Source organism: Halomonas sp. V046, from assembly GCF_052645355.1.
The window spans coordinates 266,228-287,383 of the sequence record NZ_JBQXYF010000004.1; the positions used below are offsets into that span (position 1 = coordinate 266,228).

The 21,156-nt window shown below is 63.9% G+C and carries 12 protein-coding genes; 10 read left to right on the forward strand and 2 right to left on the reverse strand.

Annotation, left to right across the window (positions count from 1 at the left end):
• Window positions 1-347: 347 nt before the first annotated feature.
• Window positions 348-1,715, reverse strand: a complete 1,368-nt coding sequence (locus ACUN9Y_RS07175) for an HlyD family type I secretion periplasmic adaptor subunit (protein ID WP_445459998.1) — start codon at window positions 1,713-1,715, stop codon at window positions 348-350.
• Window positions 1,712-3,502, reverse strand: coding sequence for a type I secretion system permease/ATPase (locus ACUN9Y_RS07180; RefSeq protein WP_445459999.1), 1,791 nt, complete (start codon window positions 3,500-3,502; stop codon window positions 1,712-1,714). The genes ACUN9Y_RS07175 and ACUN9Y_RS07180 overlap by 4 nt, the downstream gene beginning before the upstream one ends.
• Window positions 3,503-4,371: 869 nt before the next feature.
• Here ACUN9Y_RS07180 and ACUN9Y_RS07185 point away from each other — a divergent pair.
• From ACUN9Y_RS07185 to ACUN9Y_RS07230, 10 genes are all read left to right on the forward strand, one after another.
• On the forward strand, window positions 4,372-11,577 hold the full coding sequence (locus ACUN9Y_RS07185; RefSeq protein ID WP_445460000.1) for a carbohydrate-binding protein: 7,206 nt from the start codon (window positions 4,372-4,374) through the stop codon (window positions 11,575-11,577).
• Between the two features lie 527 nt (window positions 11,578-12,104).
• A complete protein-coding gene (locus ACUN9Y_RS07190) occupies window positions 12,105-12,302 on the forward strand; it encodes a hypothetical protein (protein ID WP_445460001.1) in 198 nt (65 codons plus the stop codon).
• A 451-nt stretch (window positions 12,303-12,753) separates the two neighbouring features.
• A complete protein-coding gene (locus ACUN9Y_RS07195; RefSeq protein ID WP_445460002.1) occupies window positions 12,754-13,632 on the forward strand; it encodes a helix-turn-helix domain-containing protein in 879 nt (292 codons plus the stop codon).
• Window positions 13,633-14,348: 716 nt separating this feature from the next.
• A complete protein-coding gene (locus ACUN9Y_RS07200) occupies window positions 14,349-15,395 on the forward strand; it encodes a TRAP transporter substrate-binding protein (protein WP_445460090.1) in 1,047 nt (348 codons plus the stop codon).
• A 121-nt stretch (window positions 15,396-15,516) separates the two neighbouring features.
• Window positions 15,517-16,128: a TRAP transporter small permease gene (locus tag ACUN9Y_RS07205; RefSeq protein WP_445460003.1), complete on the forward strand. Its 612-nt coding sequence runs from the start codon at window positions 15,517-15,519 to the stop codon at window positions 16,126-16,128.
• A complete protein-coding gene (locus tag ACUN9Y_RS07210; RefSeq protein ID WP_445460004.1) occupies window positions 16,125-17,402 on the forward strand; it encodes a TRAP transporter large permease in 1,278 nt (425 codons plus the stop codon). Before ACUN9Y_RS07205 ends, ACUN9Y_RS07210 begins: the two co-directional genes overlap by 4 nt.
• A gap of 124 nt (window positions 17,403-17,526) precedes the next feature.
• Window positions 17,527-18,561 carry a histone deacetylase family protein gene (locus tag ACUN9Y_RS07215; RefSeq protein ID WP_445460005.1) on the forward strand — a complete coding sequence of 345 codons (1,035 nt, stop codon included), beginning with the start codon at window positions 17,527-17,529 and terminating at the stop codon, window positions 18,559-18,561.
• Window positions 18,562-18,617: 56 nt separating this feature from the next.
• Window positions 18,618-18,974 carry a RidA family protein gene (locus ACUN9Y_RS07220; protein ID WP_445460006.1) on the forward strand — a complete coding sequence of 119 codons (357 nt, stop codon included), beginning with the start codon at window positions 18,618-18,620 and terminating at the stop codon, window positions 18,972-18,974.
• A 1-nt stretch (window position 18,975) separates the two neighbouring features.
• Window positions 18,976-19,932 (forward strand): ornithine cyclodeaminase family protein, encoded by a 957-nt coding sequence (locus ACUN9Y_RS07225; RefSeq protein ID WP_445460007.1) that lies wholly within the window; start codon window positions 18,976-18,978, stop codon window positions 19,930-19,932.
• Window positions 19,929-21,068, forward strand: coding sequence for a class II histone deacetylase (locus tag ACUN9Y_RS07230; RefSeq protein ID WP_445460008.1), 1,140 nt, complete (start codon window positions 19,929-19,931; stop codon window positions 21,066-21,068). The genes ACUN9Y_RS07225 and ACUN9Y_RS07230 overlap by 4 nt, the downstream gene beginning before the upstream one ends.
• Window positions 21,069-21,156 lie beyond the last annotated feature (88 nt).

A 21,156-nucleotide genomic window follows, 5' to 3' on the forward strand; every position in this document is an offset into this window, starting at 1 on the left:
ACCCAAGCCACAGCGTCTCTCTCGGCTCACTCCAAACGCCAAACGCCAAACGAATGGAAGGGTGAATCCTGCAGCGTCCCGTGCCGGCAGGAAGCTGGCTCTGCGTGCACCGCCCTTGGTGCGCGCAGTTTTTTTCGCCGCGTCTCGGGGCCCTGCACGGCTCGCCCCAGCGCCTCAGTGCTCTTCAGTGCGTTCCAGCGCCTCAGCACTCAGCACTCTTCAGTACTTTCCAGCACCTCAGCACCTCAGCACCCAGCGCTCTTCAGCGCCTTCCATCACTCTCCAGCGCCTCGGTGCCCCGCAAGCCCGTCAGGGTCCAGTTGTTGGCAGCGGCTCAACGTCGGTGGTTATTCCTCCCGCATCGCTCGCGCCAGCATGTCGCTCATCGGCTTGATCACGTAGCTCGCGAAGCTGCGCTCCCCGGTTCTCAGCATCACTTCTGCGGGCATGCCCGCCAGCAGCTGCATGCCATCTGTCATGTTGTCCTGGCCTTCGTCAGTGACCTGAATACGCACCTTGTAGTAGCGGGCACGGGTCGCTTCATCCTCGAAACTGTCGGCGCTGACCCAGGTTACACGACCCTGGATGACGTTGGATAAGCGCTGATTGAAGGCGCTGAAACGAATCTCGGCGGGCTGCCCCAGGTACAGATGATCGATGTCGATATTGGGCACCCGAGCCTCGACCATGAAGCCTTCGTCCTTGGGCACGATATCGAGCAACGCATCGCCACCGCGGATCACCGCGCCGAGCGTATGGACCTTCAGCCCGACCACGGTGCCGGCGACTGGCGCGATGACGCGGGTCCGGCTCAGGGTATCCGACAGCGCGACCAGCCGTTCCTCGGCATCGGCGACCTCGGCTTGGACCTGGCGCAGTTCTTGGCCGACGTTCTGTTGAAATTCCTGGGTGCGAATCTGCTTTTGCAGCGCGTTCTCGCTGATCTGCGAGTGCAGACGCGCGACCTCGGCGGCGTGCTGGGCGTTTTCGCTCTGGTACTCGAGGCTTTCACGTTCGAGTTCCCGCAGGCGTTGGCTGCTGATCATACCGTCGCGAAACAGCTTGCGGTGGTTGGCCACTTCGCCCTCCAGCGAATCGATGCGTCGCTGATTGATGGCTTGGGTGGCGTCCAGCCCGGTGATCTGTTCGCGCATCTGCTGGCTCTGCTCGTCGAGGGCAGAGAGGGTTCCCGCCAGTGACTGTTGGCGCGCACCGAACAGCCGTTGCTGTACGTCGAGGACCTCCTGGACGCGGGAGTTCGGCGACTCGGTCAACGCAGCGGGGAAGCTCAGTTGTTCGCCGCCACTCTGTTCCGCCAGCAGACGCACCTCGCTTGCGCGGGCAATCAGGTAGGCGGTCTCGGCGATCTGCTGCTGGGCCCGGGCCTGGGTGTCGTCGAGCACCAGCAGCACGTCGCCGGCACTGACGTGATCGCCGTCCGCGACGACGATCGACTCGATGATGCCGCCCTCGAGGTGCTGGATGGTCTTGGTGTGGCCCTCGACCGACACCGACCCCGGCGCCACCACCGAGACGGCCAGGTTGGCGAGGACCGACCAGCTACCGAAGCCGCCGAAGGCCACCAGCACGATGGCGATGCCCCAGCGCCGAAACGGGCTGGCATCGATGGGCGCGGAGGGCATCGACACCAGCGCGTTCAGTGCTGGCGCAAGGGCGTCTGGCTGAGACGCTGAAGGTGCGGGAGTGGCATTCATGGCTGGGGCTCGCTGTGGCTGGCGGAGGAGGGGCCCGAGGCGCCCGGCCGGAGACGCATCACACGGGTGCCGGACTCCGCGGTCGAGGCAACGATACGGGTGGCAGAGTGGGGCCGCAGCGGCGGCGCCAGGGAGGCGATACGTCCGTCCTTCAGCAGCAGGACGCGATCGACTCGGCTAAGCAGCCCCGGGCGGTGACTGACCACGATCACCGTGGTCCCTGTCGGGCGCAAACGGTCCAGTGCCATGGCCAGGGCTTGTTCGCCGGCCTCGTCGAGGCTCGCGTCCGGTTCATCCAGCACGAGAAGCACGGGATCGCCATACAGGGCTCGCGCCAAGCCGATACGCTGGCGTTGCCCCGCCGACAGCCCGATGCCGCCGTGGCCAATGGCGCTGTCGTAGCCCGCGGCCAGGCGCAGGATCATGTCATGCACCCCGGCAATTTTTGCCGCTTTGACTACCGCAATCGGATCGATCGGGCCGAAGCGGGCGATATTCTCGGCGATGGTGCCGTCGAACAGTTCGACATCCTGGGGTAGGTAGCCGATAAAAGGCCCCAGCAGCGCACGGTCCCATTGGGTGATGTCGGCGCCGTCCAGGCGCACGCAGCCGGCTTGGGCCGGCCAGACACCGAGAGCCACTCGTGCCAAGGTGGACTTGCCCGCGGCGCTGGGCCCGATCACCGCTATCTGCTCGCCTGGCTTAATCGCCAGGGTGATGTCGTGCAGTGTCGCCTGCTCGGCGCCGGGTGGCGCGGCACTGACGCCTTCCAGCGACAAGGCGCCACTCGGTGTCGGTAACGGCATCGGCGCGACGTCGTCGGGAGCTTCACTCAGCAAGAGCTCCAGCCGAGCACGGGCATGGCGGGCACTGGTGAAGCTCTTCCAGCCGTTGATCATCTGGTCGATGGGCGCTAGCGCCCGGCCCATCAGGATCGAACCGGCGATCATCATGCCGGGGGTCAGCTCGTTGACCAGCACCAGGTAGGCACCGAGGCCGAGAATCAGCGACTGGAACAACAGCCGCAGCATCTTCGACGCGTTGGTCACCAGTCCGGAATGGTCGCTGGCACGGGATTGCAGCGACAGGTAATCGCGATGGCTTTGCGACCAACGTCCGAAGACAGCAGGCATCATGCCCATGGCATGCAGCACTTCGGCGTTGCGCAGGTTGCCGTTGACCAGGTTCTGCGACTGCAGGTGGCGACCTCCCGCCTCGGCCAGCAGGGGCCGCGTCAGCCGTTCGTTGATGGCGGCCAGGGCGATCAGGATGGCCCCCGCCGACAGGGCGAAGAGACCGAACCAGGGGTGAAACAAGGCCAGTGCCGCCAGATAGAGGGGAATCCAGGGGGCATCGAAGAAGGCGAACAAGGCGTTGCCGGAGATGAATTGACGCAAGGTCGCCAGGTCGTCCAGAGGCTGAGCGCTAGCGGCGCCAGGAGACGCCAGGGTGCGGTGGTAGGTGGCGTCGTGGACGCTGTGGTGGAGCAGGGCATCGAGGCGATTGCCCTGGCGTACCAGGATCCGGGAGCGGACCCATTCGAGTCCGCCCATGGCGAGAAACAGGAACACCACCACCAGGGTCAGCATCAGCAGGGTTTCCTGGCTGCGCGAGGCGATGACCCTGTCGTAGACCTGAAGCATGTAGAGCGGCGGCACCAGCATCAGCAGATTGATGAACAGGCTGAACAGGCCGACATCGATGAACCCGCGTCGGCACGAGCCGAGTGCTTCGCGCATCAGGCTGCCGGTATCGCCTCCCTTGGCGTCCGTCGCGACAGGCTTCACGACGGGCACCCGGGCAGCGTGACGTCGACAACCGAGGGCACTCCGCCGGTCAAGGCTGGTTCAGCGATATAGATGGATGTCATGGCGAAACTCTTTTTTGCACAGGAAGTGGGTGACTTCGTTGCTGCATGCTCTCCGTTGCCGCTTTTCGTTTGTCGTGTCGCTGTCGATGGGTATGTAACGAAGATGCGAGGCAAGCGTTGGATTTTGATAACTTAATGTTGTGTTTTTAACATTTGCTTTCGTGTTTCATATCGTTCTTTGCTTTTCTTGCGGATTTGTTTGATAACACTGTTCTTGGCTCGAGTTGCCATTTTATGGGTATTTTTAGGAATTTGACCTGTACCGAAGAACTAGAGGTTGTTGTTGTTCGTTTATTAGAGAGTCTGCGTTTCTTGGTGGCTTTCTGGCCTAAAAATGACTGTTTTAGTTAATGTCTTTAATGCGTATTGTTGAGTGCTATGAAAAATATCATGAAATTTAGCGAAATGGCGTAGTGCTTACGCGGGATATGGCTGTTGCGTGATTTGAATGTGAGAAGGAAGTAAGAGTTTGGCTCTATGTTTATCAACGATTCCCTTGTTGGATGGCGGTAGTTAGCTAGGGGGTATTTTCCATATGCGATTCTGTCGCCAGCGAATTTACGCTTGTCGTGAAGCGCGAGCATGCTGCGTATGGGAATGAGTCACCGGACGTCGGGCGAAACAAACCGCGATCCAAGGTTCAGCCAGGGCTTGCCACCCGATGAGTTGGGGCACCGTTTCTACTGGGGCACAGCATTCATTGGCGGGCAGCCTCCCAGGCCGTGACTCTTGGCGTCATTTCCCGACTTAACTTCGTACATCGTTCACACTTCTTGGGGGGGAATCATGGATTCCAACACGTCTTCTGCGTCGTCCGAAAATCGCGACCTGGACAGCACCACCTCGAACGGCGCCACGGCGGACACAGCACCGAGTAGTGCTGTCACGCGGGTCATCTCACGTCAGGTTGCGGCTGATCCAGCAAGCTTCAACGGCGTAAGCGTGGAGGCCGAGGCAGGGAATCTTATCGTTGTCGATAAAGACGCCAATACCAATGACACCACGGTAAGGGATGCCGATCATCCGGAACCCGATGCCTCATTGGCGGGGGGCCTCAGGGCCGATTTTTCCGGGTCAGGGTACCTCGATTTTGGCGATACCTTTGGCGATCGGGTCAGCGTCCAGCTGACCGTGCCCGAGGCCGGTGACTACGACCTCAACCTGCGTTATGCCAGCCGTGGCAACACCAGCCTGGCGCTATCGCTGAATGGCGAGCCCGGCGAGCGTATCGTCCTGACCGGGACCGACACGGCGGCCGGTGGTGGTACCGATGGCCATGATAACTGGGGATTTTTTACCCAGACAGTGGCACTGGCCAGCGGTGAGAATACGGTGAAGCTTACGCTGTTGCGTGGCATCGCTGATGGACCGCTGCTCGATCGCCTCGAGGTCACCCCGGCCGGCACGGGTCCGATGACCGTTGGTGAAACCGGCAACGCCGAATATCTTCTCGAGGCCGAGGATGCGACCATTGTCGACGTCGGCAGCCGTGAGGTCACCAAGGTCCGCGATCAGGCGGTGGCTGGCACCGGAGCGCGCCCCGGTGCCGAAGGTGGCGCCTACGTCGACATGGGGGGCGACGTCGGCGATAGCCTGACGTTTGAGGTGTCGGTGACCGAAGCCGGCAGCTATACGCTCACGGTGCGTTACGCCAACGGGGCCCTTCAAGCGCGCCCGATGAACCTTAGCGTCAATGGCGACAGCACGACGCAGGTGGCGTTTGCGCCGGCGCCGGAGAATACCACCGGCTCTCGCTGGGAGGTTTGGCAGGAGGTCACCCTGACCCTTGACCTGACGGCCGGTAACAATACGCTGGCGTTTTCGATCCCCAGCGCCGCCGAGGGCGGCGTGGCGAATGGCCCCAACATCGACCAGATACTGCTGGTTCAGGCCGATGATCCTGACACCGGCACGGATCCCGATACCGGAACTGATCCCGACCCCGACCCCGGTACCGACGGACTGACCTTCCAGGCCGAGGATGCGACCATTGTCGATGTCGGCAGCCGCGAGGTCACCAAGGTCCGCGATCAGGCGGTGGTGGGGTCCGGCGCGCGTCCCGGTGCCGAAGGTGGGGCCTACGTCGACATGGGGGGCGACGCCGGCGATAGCCTGACGTTCGACGTGTCGGTGACCGAAGCCGGCAGCTATACGCTCACGGTGCGTTACGCCAACGGGGCCCTTCAAGCGCGTCCCTTGAACCTCAGCGTCAATGGCGACAGCACGACGCAGGTGGCGTTTGAGCCGGCGCCGGAGAATACCACCGGCTCTCGCTGGGAGGCCTGGCAGGAGGTGACCCTGACCGTGGATCTGGTGGCGGGTGACAATACGCTGGCGTTCGCCATTCCCAGCGCCGCCGAGGGCGGCGTAGCAAACGGACCCAACATCGATCAGATCGAGCTCGTCAAGGTCGATGACGGCGACTCGGGGGTCGACCCGGACCCCGATCCTGATCCTGATCCTGAGCCCGGCACGACACCGGGGCAGACGGTGCAAGCCGAAACCTTCGCTATCGACGACATCGAGTCGGATCCTGCGCGGCCGGCCGACACGGTGCGCCTGATCGAGGGGACCTCGGACGCTACCCTGCGTCCCGGATACACCGGCACGGGCTACCTGGACATGGGGGGTGAGGTGGGCGACGCCGGCCTGTTTCAGCTCGACGTCGTTTCTGCGGGGACCTATCGGCTCGCGGTTCGCTACGCCAACGGGGGTAATACGGACCGGCCGATGGGCCTTGCGGTGGATGGGATCAGTCGAGGCGAGTATGCCTTTGCTTCCACCGGTGCCGGCGAAGATGGGTGGGTGACCTGGCGCGAGGAGACCATTGAAGTCGAGCTGTCGGCCGGCGCTCACACCTTGCGCCTGGCCAACCTCTCCAAGGGTGGGCCCAACATCGATGCGGTGCGCCTGACCGAGAAGATCATCGAGCCGGGCGACCGTTTGTCGTTGAAGATCAACTTCCAGCCGAATGGCTCCGACACGCCGGAAGGGTACGTCGCCGATGTCGGACTGGCGTTCGGCCAGCAATCGGTCAGCGTGGACGGACAGGCCCACCGTTACGGCTGGGTCACCGAGGCCAGCATCGCCGATGGGACCGGAAATGGCACCACGCCGATCAATCTGGCGGCGCAGGACGCGGCCGCGTTGATCGATCGCGGTAATCGTTTCGTCGGGCTCGATGACCGCCAGGCCACCTTCGCTCAGCTCGATATGCCGAAGAGCGGATTCACCCCGGTGGGCTGGGAAATCGAGCTCGACAACGGCTTCTACGAGGTGACCGTATCGGTAGGGGAGGTGTCGGGTGCGTTCAACAGCTACCACCAGATCAACGCCGAGGGGAAGCTGTTCAATGATCCTTTCGCCCCGCAGCGACCCGGCGACTTTCCGCTCGATGCCAACGTGGTCAATGATACCGAGGGCCTGAGGTCTGATCTGGTGACTCGGATCGTCGAGGTCACCGATGGGCGTCTGACGTTGGACACCATCGGTGTCGACAGCAAGAACACCAAGCTGCAGTACCTCGAGATCCAGGCGTTGCCCGACCTGACGCCGAAAGATGCGCGACCCGCCGTCGAAGACTATGCGCTGTTCACCGATGCTCGTGCCATTGCCGGCGTCGGCGCCAATGCCGTCGAGGTCGATCTCGATCCGGACGACCATACCCTGCCCACGGGTGTCGACCCGACGTCCGACATCTTCGTTGGCATTTCGGTGGTCGAGGGGCGTGGCGGGGCCCTGCTCGAAAGCTTGGCCGACGGCTCGGTCACGCTCTTCGAAACGGTGACCGGTCTGCCCGTGGAGTTCGATATCAATACCACGGGAGGATTCGACTCCCTGACGCTCTCGCCCACTTCGTCGTTGAAACCTTTCACCAGTTACACCCTGGTAATCGACGGCTTCCAGGATCGTGGGTCGAACACGGATGCTGCCGCCCCCACCCGGGAGTTCCAGAAGTACACCAATACCTTCGTCACCGGGCCCGAGCCAGCGGTGCTCCCCAGCGACGTGGCGTTTGAAGGAAACATCGAGCTCGATGGCGCCGCCGACGGCGCCTTCGGCTTCACCTCGCTGGAAATGAGCCCCGATGGCAAGTTTCTCTATGTCGTGACCATCTCCGGAGAGGTGCTGCGCTATGGCGTGGATCCCAAGGATGGGTCCTTGGGCTCCAGCGAGTCGCTGAACCTTGCGCTCGACCCCTTCCTGCAGCCGGGGGCGGATGAGTTCAACAACCGTCGTGGCATCATCGGTATCGCCGTGGACCCGACCGATCCCAAGGTGTTGTGGGTGACCGACAACTATCCGATTCCGCTGTCGGGACGGGATGGGTCGGTGCCCGACTTCAGCGGGCGGATCCTCAAGATCATGCTGAACAACGACGGCAGCTTCGGCGGCAGCGCGGAGACCTACATCACCGGGCTCCCGAGGTCGGTGGCCGACCACGTCACCAACAGCCTCGAGTTTCGGGTTAATCCGGCGTACGACGCGGCGACCAATAGCGATGTACCCAGTCATCTGCTGTACCTCGCTCAGGGCTCCAACAGCGCCATGGGCGAGGCCGATAGCGCTTGGGGCAGTCGCCCGGAACGCCTGCTCAGTGCTTCCGTGATGGAAATCGATCCCACGCGTAAGCCGCCGGCCGGGGGGTTCGACGTCACCACCGAGCCGCTGCCGGACGACTACGGGCGCTTCGTGGACAACGACAACGACCTCAAGAATGCGCCGATTCCCATGGGCGACGGCCGCTTCCTGGTGTTCGACGCGCGCGGCGTGGCCAGCGTCCAGAATGCGGCGGGTGAAGTGCTCGAAACCTTCTACGATCCCTTCGCCGATGATGCCGTATTGAAAGTGTTCGCCACCGGGGCGCGTAACGCCTATGACCTGGTGTGGCACTCCAATGGCTACCTGTACGCCCCGACCAACGGCTCGGCGGCGGGGGGCAGTGTCCCCGACGATCCCAACACCGTGGCCGATGAGCACGTCACCAACGTCGCCAAGCAGGACGACTATCTGTTCAAGATCGTCGAGGGGGGCTACTACGGCCACCCCAACCCGCTCCACGACGAGTACATTCTCAACGGTGGGAACCCGACGCGACTCGAGGACCTCAACGAGGTCACGTCCTATGCCCCGGGTGTCGTTGCCGATCCCAACTATCGCTACAGCGGCGTCTATTCTCTGGGCGAAAACCGGTCACCCAATGGCGTCACCGAGGTGATGGGGAACACCTTCGGCGATGCCTTCCGCGGCAGCCTGCTGGTGGCCGAGTACTCGGGGGGAGACGACATTCGCTGGATATCGCTGGATGCCTCGGGCAACGTCATCGGTGATGATGTGCTGCGTGATGCTCAGGGCAATGTGATCAGCTACACCGATCCGCTGGATATCATCGAGAACCCGGTCACCGGCCAGCTCTACCTGCTCACGCTCAACCGCATGACCGGTGAGAGCCAGCTGGTGCGGCTCGACCCCACTGAACCCGATGACACGGGCAGCGACAACGGTTCGGATCTGCCCAGGGTGCTTGCCACCATTCAGTCAGAGGACAGCACGCCAGACGATGGCAGCAGTGCCAGCATTGCCAGCGGTGCGCAGATTCGCCTTCGTACCGGCATCGCCGAAGAAACCGCCGGCCAGCATCCCGGTGCCTATGGGCAGGATGGCAACCTCAATGACCGCGACGGTGTACCGGGCGGCTATGCGGATTTCGGCGCGACGGCCAATGACTTTCTGACGTTCGGCTTTGGCCTTGCCGCCGCCGATGCCGGAGAAACGGTGCTTCGAGTCCGCTATGCCAACGGAGGGGCCGCGGATCGTCCGCTCGAGGTGTTCATCAACGACGTCAGTGTCGGTGTCTATAACTTCGCGCCGGCCCCGAATGACGTGCCCAATGCCGAGCGTTGGGGCCATTGGATGTTCCAGGATATCGTCACCACCTTGCCGGAGGGCGAAGTCAGCGTTCGCCTGCAGTCCACCGGTGCCGCCGGACCCAACGTCGATCAGCTTGAGGTGATCAACGAGCCTTCCCAAGGCTTCAGGACCTATGAGGCCGAGGATGCCGTGCTCAACGGCCCGCAAATCGTCAAGGTGAATGCGGACCGTGATGTGTCCGAGGGCGCCTATGTGGACTACAAGGGCAGCGTGGATCAGTCGATCACCTGGACCGTCACCGTGCCGCAGGCAGGGACCTACGACGTGGGATTCCGCTACGCGTTGTCGGTTGACAAGGCAGACCGGCCGCTGGACTTTACCGTCAACAGCATCGACCAGGGCAAGCTCGACTTTCCCGGCAAGAGCGAGAGCAACGACGATTGGCATTATCAGAATGTCCCGGTGGCGTTGAAGGCCGGCGTCAACACGCTGGTCTTGTCCGCGCCGCTGGCCAACGGGCCCGATATCGATCTGCTGTGGGTGCCGGAAACCTCCCGGGAAGCACTGAAACTGGACATTGCCGATGTCACGATGGGCAAACGGCTGGAGCTCGATGATAACCCGGCGGCGGTCTCCACCAGTGACCGTACGGCGGACTTCGGCTTTAGCGTCGAGACCTCGGGGCTGTATCGGTTGGACCTGGCCGCCAACGCCGGCGTCATGCGCGGCCGCGATCTGGAGCTGAGCCTGAATGGCGAACACTTGACCGAACTGGCCTATCCGGGCGCCGGGACGCGAGGCGAGGAGTCGTATTACGTGGAGCTGGAGGCCGGTGTCGACTACTCCCTGCATATCACCTCGGACGGTGCCGGGGTGGATGCACTCGACTATCTGGATGTCGTGCCGGTCGCTGGCCACAACCAGGCGGAGGTCGAGGTCAAGGTAGGGGACGCCGCCTACTTCGCCGACCGCCTGCAATTCAACTATCTGGAGGTCAACGACTTCGGCGGTCCGGACCGCGACTTCAAGGAAAGTGCGAAGCTCACGGTGTCCAATTCGGGTACCCAGAACCTGTCCATACTCGACGTCGACCTGACAGGCCCCTTTACCCTGAGCAATGGCGCGGCGCTTGAAGGGCTAGTACTGGCACCCGGGAAATCTATCGATATCACCGTCCTGTTCGACCGCGGTGCCTACCACCCCCCGGCCACTAACGCCGAGGATGGCAGCTTTGGCGGTCGCCTGAGGCTGGTCACCAACGATCAGGATTCTCCGGTGCAGGAAGTGCAGCTGGCAGGGTACTGGCAGGCCAAGGACGAAGGTGGCTGGGAGCCCACGGTGGACGAGGTCTGGCAGGTGTTTGGCTTCGGCAATCAGATTGGCGGCTTGCCCACCGAGGGCGGGGCCAAGGGGTCGGCGTTCGACGATTTCACGTTCTATCGCTCGATCAGTGACGAAGAAGTCCTGTCGCGTTACTGGAGCTTGGCCGACGGTGTTAGCGAAGCCAAGGTGACGCAACTGGCGGCCTTGCATGGTGCTGGCGTCTCGGCGATCGGCTTGCACAATCCGCAGAACACCGACCAGGACATCAAGCTCATCCGTCACGCGGCCGATCAGAACCAGAGCTTCCTGCCGCTCTCGCTCGACGGCAAGGCGCCGACGGCCACCTTCACCCGCGACGATATTCCCGACGCTTGGCGAGGCGATGGCCTGTTTGGTATCGAAGTGGCGACATTGTCCACCGATCCGTCGCTCAATCCCGTGGGGGCCGGCAATCCGCCCCCCGGGTCTCCGGACCTGGAACGTGGCTACCTGGTCCGACTGTTCGAAGCATTGGACGGCAATGGCGAGAAGATTCCCGATACCTATCTCGTTCTCCAGGACTATGCCGGGGCCAGTAACCACGACTACAACGACAACATGTTCGTCATCTCAGGGATCAAGCCGATGTACGACGGCAATGGTGTGGCGCCTGCCGAGACCGACAAGCAACCGGCTTCACCCAGCACCGTGGTGGCGGCGCGCAGCCTGGAGGCGGTTGCCAGTGAGGCGCCGCCGCCGGAAGACGATGCCATTGAGGTGCAGGGCGTTCATACCGATGACGGTAGCGGTCTGTTCTGACCCTGGAGGTGGCCTGGGAAAGCGATTCCGGGAAAGTGATACCGGGAAAGTGATACCGGGAAAGTGATACCGGGAAAGTGATACCGGGAAAGTGATAGTGCCCCCCTGTGCCTGAGCACGTTGGAGCTCAGGCACAGGCAGCGTCGATGGGCGGCGCTTGGCAACACACGGGGCGATCCCTAGCGAGATGATGTCAGGAGCCCGCCATGCGATAAAACGATGCAAGACCAGATCAGCATAAGACAAGGCTAGACCAGGCTAGACCAGCCATAGAGAAGCCAAGACAAGACAAGCCAAGACAAGCCAAGAGGGCGCGTTTGCGGTGGCGATACTTCCTTCGGGGAGAAGCGATGCGACGAGAGTCGGTCCCGGCTAACCAAGCCGGGACCGTCGGGTCAGGCGAAGCGTGATCAAAGTGTCTCTTTTTCGAGACATGTCCGTCGCGATTGTGCCACAGCGGTCGCGAAGGATCGACTTTGCTATCCTGTCACGCATCGTAATCGCTTATCGCTAATTCAGGAGTCTTCATGCGTGCACTCCCCTTGATCGCCGCCGCTCTCGCCTTGCTCACCCTTGTCGGTTGCAGCTATGACCCGGCTCGAATCTCCCCAGAGCCTCTGATCATTCTCGATGACGATCATCGTGACCGTGATTACGACGACTGGCATGACCATGATCGTGGTGATTTCTGTCCGCCGGGGCAAGCCAAGAAGGGCCGCTGCTAGCGTTGACGCAGATGCAAGAGGCACGCGCGGTTGTGGGAATCCGGGGCCGTGTCTCCGTCGTCATCACGAGTGGTCGTAGAACGTCGGTGGTAACAGTGAGCCGTCAACCGGAGGCGCCCCGTAGGGTGTCGCCGCGATGGCAGTGGCCGCAATCGCAGTGGCCACATTGGCAGTTGCCACAATGGGGCCAACCATCAGGCCCAGGCAAGGAGGGCACCGAAAGGCGCGCTCCTTGCCTGGGCCTCTTTCGTGGTTCGGGCTTCTTTCGTTGCCTGGGCATCTTTCCCATCGTTGGGGCAACGGCAACGGCAACGGCAACGGCAACGGCAACGGCCACGGCAACGGCAACGGCCACGGCCACGGCCACGGCAGGGTCGGGATCGGCTGCCTCACGGCGGCGTAAGAACCGCGCAACCTTGCCAGGCGATGCCCGAATGGGCATGGTAAAGGGATGTTTCGGACGGGAGGCCTGTCCGCCAACCTCGGTATCGATGCCATGTCGCACTACGACCTGCGGGCCTGCACCCTGGCGACCGAGCATGTGGCCCATGCTCACGATCACCACCAGCTGATTCTCGCCACCAAAGGCACCACAGAGCTCGCCATCGAGGGCAGCGGGGCGAACATTACCGCGTCTCGCGGCTGCCTGATCCCTTGTGACCATCACCACGACTACCAGGGCGATGGGCGCAATCGCACCTTCGTCCTGGACATACCGCTGACCACACTGCCGTTGGTGCGTGACAAGCAACAGATCGATCGCCTGTTCGATCGTCCGCGCTTCTTCAGTGTGCCACCGAGCCTGCAACAGCTGGCGGAAAGCCTGATGCGCCAGCTCGATGACTTTCCCGCGTTGCATAACGAAGTCGCCTCGTTGCTGCTGCGTGCCCTGTATCTGCATCTGGAGCAGGATGCGGGGACCTTGCCGGGAGCCACCCGGGGCGCAAGGCCGCTCACCCAGGGCGGTGGCGATAGCGACGCTGCCATCAGCGAACGCCTGGACCTGCCGCGCCTCGATGCCTGGATCGATCGCCACCTGGCCGACGAGATCCGCGTCGAACAGCTTGCCGCCCTCTGCGCCCTCAGCCCGGGTCACTTTCACGCCTGCTTTCGACACGCCACTGGACTCACCCCGCAGAGTTACGTCCAGGGACGGCGTCTGGCCCACGCCCGCACCCTGGTGGGCCACAGTGAGCTGGCACTCGGCCAGGTGGCCTGCCTGGTCGGGTTCTGCGATCAGGGCAGTTTTTCCCGTGCCTATCGGCGCCACTTTGGCTGTACCGCCTCCGACGATCGCCTGGCCCACCGAGCGGGCCAGGCACATCACTAGGCTCAGGGCATGCGGTAGCGCCTGAGCACTCGGACGCTGCCGATTCGACTCTCCCGTGCGGGTCTTCCCCCGCGGTCAGGGCTGTTGTTTTCCCCACGGTCAGGCCTGTTGTCTCCCCCACGGTCAGGCCTGTTGTCTCCCCCACGGTCAGGCCTGTTGTCTCCCCTCTTTGTCTTGCCCCTCCGTGTCGAGCTCGGACCGCTGTCCAGGGCGTATACCTGAGCCTCGGGCAAATCTTTCCGAGGGTCGGGCAAGCGACGCGATCATGGGCTGGCCTAATCTGATCGTCAGGGAGCGTGGCAAGCCCAACGCCTCGGGCGTTGCAGGGCAGGGCGTTAAACGGCGGCACCTCGAAAGACGGGCCCTCGAAGGGCTGCACCTTGAAAGACCGCACCTTGAAAGGCGGAACCTTGAAGCCCAGGCCGTGAAGGCCGAGTCGGCGAGGCGCGAAAGCGTTGGCAAGACGAGTCGCAGGAAGAAAGGCGTGGGAAGAAGGGCGCGGAAAGAAAGGCGCTGGCTCGGCAGGCTCATGCCGTCCTGGCACGCCCGGCGGTACGTATCCATAACAATCACAACGGGAGACATTCATGTCCATGCTAATCACTTCTCGGCGCCAATCCGCCTGCGAGGGCGACACGAGGCGATCCGGCCAGGCTGACAGCGGCCAGGCGAAGCCCGCAGGACGCCGCTTCGCTCCTGCCGCCTTGCCCTTGGCCATGGCCGCTGGCATCGTCGCCACTCTTGGCGCGACCCAGGCTCAGGCGGCCGAGTACGAGATGGCCATCGCCACCCTGCTTCCCGAAAACCTGACCAATAACTCGATCTACCCGGCCCTGGTGCATTTCAAGGAGCTGGTCGAGAGCCGTACCGATGGCGAGGTCGAGATCAGCATCTTCGCCGGCGGGCAGATGGGCTCCGAGGTCGAGACCGGCTCCCAGGTCCAGTCGGGCGGGCGGGCGCTGCAGTCGACGATCCTCACCTCCGGCGCCATGTCGTCGTTCTATCCGCAATACCAGGCGGTCACCGCGCCTTTTCTGTTCGATGACTGGCGTCAGGCCTGGGCGTTCTTCGATGGGGAATGGTTCGCCGATTTCATGCACGGCGCCGTCGAGCAGGCCGATATGCGCTATCTCGGGACCTTCGATGACGGCGGCGGTTTCGTCGCCTTCACCAACAACGAGCGTCTGATCAAGACCGTGGAAGACCTCGAGGGACTCAACATTCGCACCGAGGAGAACCCCGCCCATGTCGCCACCATGCAGGCGCTGGGGGCCTCGGCCACGCCCTTGCCCTGGGGGGAGCTGATCACCGCGCTGGAAACCGGGCTTGCCGATGGGCAGTTCAATGCGCCGGTCATCAACACCACCTATGGCCTCGATGAGGTGACCGACTACACGACCCTGACCGGCCACGTCTATAACAGCGCCAGCTGGGTGGTCAGCGAGGCCTGGTTCCAGGAGCTGCCCGAGGAGTACCAGCGCGTGGTGACCAATGCCGCCCGGGAAGCGGTGACCCTCAGTCATGGCGCCTCGGCGATGCTCGCCACGGCCAGCTGGCAGAAGTCCTGTGAGCTGTTCTCCGAGTGCTACATCATGCCGACCGAGGAGCGTCAGCGCATGGCCGAGGTCGCGCGCCCGGCGTGGAAGACCTGGATCGTTGATGACTTCGGCCTCGATGCTGCGCTGGTCGACGACCTGCTGAGCCAGGTCGACTCGCTGCGCCAGTCACTGCCCGAAGAGGCGTATGCGCGCTACGGGCAGTAACGCCGCCTGAGACGGCATCCAACGGTGCCGCAGTCTGCCATGAGGACAACGACCTTGCCCATGGTGCCGCCCCGGGCCCTGTCCCGGGGCGGGTCCCTCAACGCGTCTCTTCGGTAACGCCATGTCATCACCTTCCGCTCCTGCAACGCCGCTGTCCTCCGTCGTCAGTTCGCTCAAGCGCCTGAGCGATGGGGTCAATCGTCTGGCCATCGGCTTCTGTGTTGGCTGCGTCCTGGCCATGCTCGCCATCTCCTTTACCGGGTTTCTGTATACCCTGGTGACCGGCGACGCCCTGAGCTGGACCTATTCCCTGGCGCGCCTGTTCTTGCCCTGGATCGGGTTGATCTCGTCGACCATCGCCCTGCATGCCGGCGAGCACGTGGCCATGACATTGTTCGTCAAGTGTCTGCCGCGCCCGCTGGTGGTGCTGGCCGCTTCCGCGACCCTCGCCATCGTGGCCGGCTTCGCCCTGTTGATGGTGTGGTACGGCTGGGATTTCTTCGCCAACGCCCGCCAGAGCTACATGGTCTCGGCCTCGATCCAGATCTCCTACAAGTGGACCACCTTCGCGGTGCCGTTGAGCGGCGCCATCATGCTGCTGCACCTGGTTCACGGCTTCAGCCTGCTCGAGCACTTCATCGACGACGACGCCATGCTCGAGAAGGTGATGTCACAAAGCGAGGTGCCGGCGTCCGACGACGCAAGCGCATCCACTCACGAGGCTCGCCCATGACCGCTGCCATTATTGCCTTCATTGTGGTGCTGGCCATCGGCGCGCCCGTCGCCGTGGTCATGGCCATCTCCGGTGTCGCCGGGGTCTACGAGCTGGGTGGTGAACGCCTCGTCGGCATCGTCGCGGATCGCATGTTCTCCGGCGTCTCCGGTTACATGCTGATCGCGGTGCCGTACTTCATCTTCACCGCCGAACTGATGAACCAGGGCGGCCTGACCCAGAAGCTGATCGCCTTCAACAACGCGCTCTTCGGTCGCGTTCGCGGCGCGCTGTCCCACGTCAATGTCACCGTATCGCTGTTCTTCGCCGGGCTCACCGGGGCCGCCATCACCGATACCGTGGCGATCGGCAAGATCATGATTCCGGAGATGAAAAAGCAGGGCTATGACGCCGAGTACGCCGCCGCCATCACCGCCTGCTCCTCGATCATCGGGCCGATCATTCCGCCGAGCGTGGTGATGGTGGTCTACGCGACCCTGCTGCGTGACGTCTCGGTGATCGACTTGTTCGCCGGCGGCATCGTACCGGGCGTGCTGATGACCGCTGCGCTGTTGGTCGTCAGCATCGTGCTGGCCTGGCGTCGCGGCTATCCCAAGCAGGCGCCGACGCCGCTCAAGATGGCGCTTTGGGCGTTTCTCTCTGCACTGCCGGCGATGCTGGTGCCGCTGATTATCCTCGGCGGCATCCTCTCGGGCATGACCACGATCACCGAGGCGTCGGGCTTCGCCGCGGTCTACGCCATCGTCATCGGCATGCTGTTCTACAAGAACCTGACGCTTGCCAAGGTCGGCCAGGCGTTGGTGACGACGGTCAAGTTTTCCGGCGTTGTGTTCTTCTTGCTGGCGACCTCAGCGGTGCTTGGCTGGTTCGTCACCCGCTCGGGCATTGCCCGGGACGCCGCCGAGCTGATCACTACCTTGAGCGATGTCGCGCTGGTGCAGATTCTGCTGGTGTGCCTGTTGTTGATCGTCATCGGTACGGTGATGGATGTGCTGCCGGCGCTGGTGGTGATAGGTCCGGTGGTGGTGCCGGCCATGGTCAGCCTGGGCTTCGATCCGCTGCACTTTGCCATCGTCATGATCGTGACCCTGAACATCGCCAACGTCACGCCACCGGTGGGGATGACGTTGATGACGGCCGCCAGAATCGCCCAGGTACCCTATGAACGAGCCATCGTCGCGTCACTGCCGTTCTACGCTGCCTTCATCGCAGTGGTGGTGTTACTGGCCGCTTTTCCGGCACTATCGACATGGATCCCCTCGCTGCTGGATTGATCCATGGCGCGATGCAAGGCGCGATCCATGGCGCGATGTAAAGCGTGATGCTTGAACCGATGGCGACTGAGACGGACCGCAGCGCCGGCCACCGAGGGCCGTCATGACCGGAGAACGACGTAACATGAAACTCTTTTACCATCCTGACCAGGAACGCCATGCGCCCCCCCAGTTCCTCAGCCGTGGGCGGCTGGTGGCATCGCCCGAGGGCCCGAAGCGCGCACAGCTTCTGGCCGAAGGCCTGGCTGAAGTGGGCCTGTCGCTGACCGCGCCGGCGGAGTGCGATAGCCCCAAGCTGAGGGAGCGTCTCAAGGAAATTCATACCGAGCGCTACCTGGATTTTCTCGAGACGATCTACGCACGTTGGCGTGTGCTGCCGGATGCCACCGACTTCGTGGCGCCCAACATCCACCCGTGTGGCGGCGGCAAGCACTACCCGCGCCACCCGGTGGGGCAGGCCGGTTGGCACCTGCATGACATGGCCTGTCCGATCACCGAAGACAGCTTCCACGGCATCCTGGCGAGCGCCGCCACGGCGCAGGCCGCGGCGGAGAGCATTGTCGCCGGGGGCGGCACCGCCTATGCCCTGTGTCGGCCGCCCGGACATCATGCCGGGCCCGACCGCGCCGGAGGCTTCTGCTTTCTGAACAATGCGGCGCTGGCCGCCACCGTGCTGCGTGAAAGCGTGTCTCAGGTCGCCATTCTCGACGTGGACCTGCACCACGGCAACGGCACCCAGGACATCTTCTACGACCGCGGCGACGTCTGGACCGGCTCGCTGCACGCCGATCCCGGCGACTTCTACCCGTTCTACTGGGGCTCCGCCGAAGAGACCGGCATCGGCCCCGGGCTCGGTGCCAACCTCAACGTACCGCTGCCCGTCGGCAGTGGTATCGAGGCGTTCCAGGCCGGCATCGACCAGCTGATCGATGCCATGGCCAGCTTCAGCCCCGATGCGCTGGTGATCGCCCTCGGTCTCGATGCCCACAAGGACGATCCGCTGGCGGGGCTGGCCCTGGAGACCCAGGACTTCGTTGCCATCGGGCGTCAGCTCGGAGAGCTCGGCGTGCCCACCGTGCTGATCCAGGAGGGCGGCTATCCGACGCCCGCGTTGAGCCACAATCTTGCCGCCTTCCTGCGCGGCTTCAACGACGCCTGAGGCGTCACCCTGTTTGCCAACGACGCCTCAGGCGTCACACCCTCAAGGAGAGAACCATGTCCCCGAGTCTTCATCACAGCAACGAGCGCATGAGCCAGATCGCCGTGCACAACGGCACCGTGTACCTGTCCGGGCAGGTCCCGAGCGATGCGACCCAAGGCATGCGTGGCCAGACCGAGCAGGTGCTGGCGCGCATTGACGAGCTGCTGGCCGAAGCCGGTACCTCCAAGCAGCAGCTCATCTCGGCCCAGGTCTGGGTCACCGACATGGGCGAGTTCGCCGACATGAATGCCGCCTGGGACGCCTGGGTCGCTCCCGGCCGTCCGCCGGTGCGCGCCGCCGTGGAAGCGAAGCTGGCCAAGCCCGAGTGGAAGGTCGAGATCATGGTCGTGGCCGCGCTGCCGGAGTCCTGACATGCGCCTGATCGATGCCGATGAAGTGGCCGGCGCGCTCCTCTGGACGCCGTTGGTCGATCGCCTGGCGGCGACTTTCCGCCAGGGCGTCGAGTCCCCCCCGCGTCACCACCACGCCATGCATCGCCCCGATGGCGAAGCCACCATGCTCCTGATGCCGGCCTGGGAGGCCGGCACCGACGAGGATCGCGGCTACATCGGGGTCAAGATGGTCAACGTGTTTCCCCAGAACGCCGATCACGGCCTGCCGGCGATTTCCGGCCTTTATCTGCTCAGCGAAGGGCGGCATGGCCAGCCGTTGGCATGCTTCAACGGCGCCGAACTGACTCGCCGGCGTACCGCGGCCGCCTCTGCGCTTGCCGCCCGGGAACTAGCACGGGAAGACGCCGAGACCCTGGTCGTGGTGGGCACCGGCAAGCTGGCGCCGATGGTGATCGAGGCCCACGCGGCGGTGCGCCCGATCACGCGCGTTCGTATCTGGGGGCGCAATGCCGACAAGGCCGCCGCGCTGGCCCTGGAGTACGCCGACCGCTTCGACTGCGCGGCGGTCGAGGATCTTGAGGCGGCCTGTCGCGAGGCCGATGTGATCAGCTGTGTGACGCTGTCGACGGCACCCTTGATCAAGGGTGCCTGGCTGCCCGACGGCGTGCATCTGGACCTGATCGGCGCCTTCCGCCCGAGCATGCGGGAAACCGACGCCGCCTGCCTGAGCCGGGCCGAGGTGTTCGTCGATACCTACGCCGGAGCCATGGGCGAGGCCGGGGACATTCTTCAGGCCATCGACGAGGGGGCCTTCGCCGAGGGCGATATTCGCGCCGAGCTTGGCGAACTGCTCAAGGGCGACAAGCCCGGGCGCTCCTCGGACTCGGCGATCACGCTGTTCAAGTCCGTGGGAGCATCGCTGGAAGACCTGGCGGCCGCCATCGAGGCCTGGGAGCGGCTGGAGCGGACGGCGTGAGCGATACCTCTGCTACCGCCTTTTTCTGGCACGAACGTTGTTTCTGGCACGACCAGGGCGCCATCGGGGTGTTCTCGTCGCCGGGGACCTTTCTGCAACCGCAGCCGGCGTCCGAGAGCCCCGAGAGCAAACGGCGGTTGAAGAATCTCCTGGAGGTGAGCGGCCTGATCGATGAACTCGATGTCATCAAGCCGCCCCCGGCAAGCCGCGAGGACCTGGCTCGCTTTCATACCGACGCCTACCTCGACGCCCTCGAGGCCGGCAATGCGGGTCTTGGCGGCGAGGCCGGCGAAGCCGCGCCCTATCGCCCGGGCAGCCTCGATGCCGCGCGTCAGTCGGCGGGGCTTGCCTTGGCGGCAGTGGAGGCGGTGGCCACCGGGCATTCGCGCAATGCCTATGCGCTGTGTCGCCCGCCGGGGCACCACGCAGAAGCCGATCGCGGCCGCGGCTTCTGCCTGCTGGGCAATATCCCCGTCGCCGTGATGCGTGCCAGAGCCCTCGGCCAGGTCGGCCGCGTGGCGATTCTGGATTGGGACGTCCACCACGGCAACGGCCAGCAGGCGGCCTTCTGGGACGATCCGGACGTACTGACGGTGTCGATCCACCAGGCCGGCAACTATCCCCTCGACAGCGGCGAGTTCGAGGAGCAGGGCGGGCCGGGAGCACGCCGCAGCTGCCTGAATCTGCCGCTGCCCCCGGGTTGCGGCATCGGCGCCTATCGCCACGCCATGCAGCGCCTGGTGCTGCCGGCGATCGAGGCGTTCAAGCCGGAGCTGATCGTGGTTGCCTGCGGGTTCGATGCCTGCGCCAAGGACCCGCTTGGCAAGATGCTGCTCAACAGCGGCGCCTTCGCCGAGATGACCCGGTCCCTCATGGCGCTGGCCGAGCGGGTCTGTGCCGGGCGCCTGGTGCTGGTGCACGAAGGCGGCTATTCCGAGGGCTACGTGCCGCTCTGCGGCCACGCCACCCTGGCGACCCTGGCCGGCAGCGCGATAGCCATCGACGATCCGCAGAACGACGAGATTGCTGCCTGGGCCTATCAGGACCTGCAACCCCACCAGCGCGAGCTGGTCGATGACTGGCACCGGCGCTGGTTCGATGCGTGCGATGCGACGGACCGCACCGGACACCACTGACCTCATCGAGCGCGCCGGTACCGCGGCACGCGGGGCGGCCGCCGTGACGCGCCGAAGCCCCGGCGCAAGGCGCGCCGATCGTGACCCC